This window comes from Nonomuraea sp. NPDC001684 (assembly GCF_053596515.1).
In genome coordinates this window covers 1-2,054 of the sequence record NZ_JBSFGJ010000807.1, presented here as the reverse complement: position 1 = coordinate 2,054, position 2,054 = coordinate 1, and the positions used below count along the sequence as shown (strand labels likewise).

Annotated in this window: 2 protein-coding genes; one reads left to right on the top strand and one right to left on the bottom strand. The window is 72.5% G+C overall.

The window, feature by feature from the left end; all coding sequences use genetic code 11:
* Nucleotides 1-33: 33 nt before the first annotated feature.
* Complete coding sequence (locus ACWCSD_RS51995) at nt 34-1,368, top strand: aminotransferase-like domain-containing protein (protein ID WP_449927227.1); 1,335 nt, start codon at nt 34-36, stop codon at nt 1,366-1,368.
* Between the two features lie 305 nt (nt 1,369-1,673).
* On the opposite strand, the gene ACWCSD_RS51990 is transcribed toward ACWCSD_RS51995, so the two are convergent.
* Nucleotides 1,674-1,889: a hypothetical protein gene (locus ACWCSD_RS51990; protein WP_449927224.1), complete on the bottom strand. Its 216-nt coding sequence runs from the start codon at nt 1,887-1,889 to the stop codon at nt 1,674-1,676.
* Nucleotides 1,890-2,054: the final 165 nt, after the last annotated feature.

The following is a 2,054-nucleotide window of genomic DNA, read 5'->3' as shown; positions in this document are numbered from 1 at the left end:
CCAACGGGTTCTGCAACGGGCAGCAGGTGTGCCATGGGACCGTCGTCCTACAAGGCCGTTGTTCACGAGTTCGCGTCAGCCATCCGCTCTGGCGCGATTCCGACCGGTGCCCGGCTTCCGACCCACCGCGCTCTCGCGCGCGAGCGGGGGATGGCGCTGGCCACGGCCACCCGGGTCTACGCCGAGCTCGCCGCCTTGGGCCTGGTCGTGGGAGAGCCGGGCCGGGGAACGTTCGTTCGGGTGCGGTCCGGCTACGACGGGCTCGAACCGTCGCGCACTCTGCCGGTGCCCCGGGTGGCGGACCTGTCGTTCAACCAGCCCCTGGCCCCCGGGCAGGCCGACCTGCTGCGGCAGGCCCTGCGCACGATGGCGGTGTCGGGAGACGTCGAGGCGCTGCTGCGCCAGCACCCGCCGGGCGGACACCGGCACGACCGGGCGGCCGTGGCCACTTACCTGCTGGGGCGGGGGATCGACACGGTGCCGCGCAACGTCCTGCTGACGAGCGGGACCCAGCAGGCGCTCGACATCGTGCTGCACACCCTCACCCGACCCGGCGACGTCCTCGCCGTCGACGCGCTCAGCTACCCGGGTATCAAGCTCCTCGCCTCGGCACACGGCCTCGACCTGGCCCCCATCCCGGTCACGGCCACGGGGCCGGACCTCGACGCGCTCGATCAGCTGTGCTGCGCCCGGCCCGTCCGCGCGATCTACACGATGCCCACCGTGCACAACCCGCTCGGCTGGGTGCTCGACCGACAGCAGCGCGACCGGCTGGCCGCCCTCGCCCACTCACACAACTGCCTGATCATCGAGGACGGCACCTACGCCTTCCTCGAAGCCTCACCGCCACCGCCGCTCCAGGCCCTCGCGCCCGAACGCACCTGCTACGTCGCCGGCCTGTCCAAGAACGTGGCACCCGGCCTGCGCTTCGGCTTCGCTGTGCTGCCCGAGCGCCATTTGGAGGCGGCCACGAGCGGTCTTCGTACCGCGGCTTGGGGAGCCCCGGGAGTCGTCACCGCGCTCGCCACCCGCTGGATCGCCGACGGAACCGTCACGCGCCTGGAGCAAGACCGCCGCGAGGACGCAGCCGCCCGGCAGGACATCGCCCGCGCCGCGCTCGCCGGCCTGGACCTCACGGCACACCCGGTCTCATACATCGTGTGGCTCGGCCTGGAGTCGCACCAGCGCCCCGATCACGTCGCGGCCGTGCTCGCGGAGAAAGGCATCCTGGTATCCACCGCGGACGCCTTCGCCACCGGCCCCCACCGTCCCCAGGCACTCCGGCTGGCACTGGCCACACCGCCCCGGGACGAGCTCGGGGCCGCGTTGCGCTGCCTGAAGGACGCGATCGAGACCATCCCCCCATGACACATGCCGACAGGAGCCGCGCCCCGGGCCACCGGGCTCCGCGCCGGTACCGGCTCTGCGGATGCATGCGTTCTTGACCGATCTCAGGTGACGAGCCGACATCGGAACGCCTTGCCGATCAATCCAGGCTGAGTGACGAGCCCCTGGGTCGACGCGGCCACGGCCGACGCCCGCGATGCTGACCGCCGCGCTCACGACCCCGTCCTCGAACGTCGGCGCCGTCGCCACCTGCCGCTCGGCCGGGTTCGACGAACGAGAGCCGACCCGCGACCGCTGCCACGACAGCTGACGCCCTACCAGGCTGTCTACGCGTCGACGGCCTGGTAGACGGTGGTCCAGAAATCGTGGATGAGCCGCGCCGGGTCGGGCACCGACAGCCCGACCTGGGTCAGCACGGACGGTTCCGCCCCCACCGGCTGGTACGCCGAGTCCGGGACGGCGGTGGGCGCCACCTGCACCAGCCTGCTCTCCTCGGGCGACGGGACCCGGACCTTCCGCTGGAGCTCCGGAGAGCACAGCACGTTCGCCTACCACCGGGTCGTGAACCGGGTCGCCGGCTACATCCAGGTCATCGCCACCGGCTCGATCCAGGACGGCAGGTACCAGGGCCTGCCCGCCATCTCGCAGGGCCTCGGGCTCCAGCCCGACCCGCTCGCCTGCGCCGGCGGTGGCGTCACGCGGCTCAC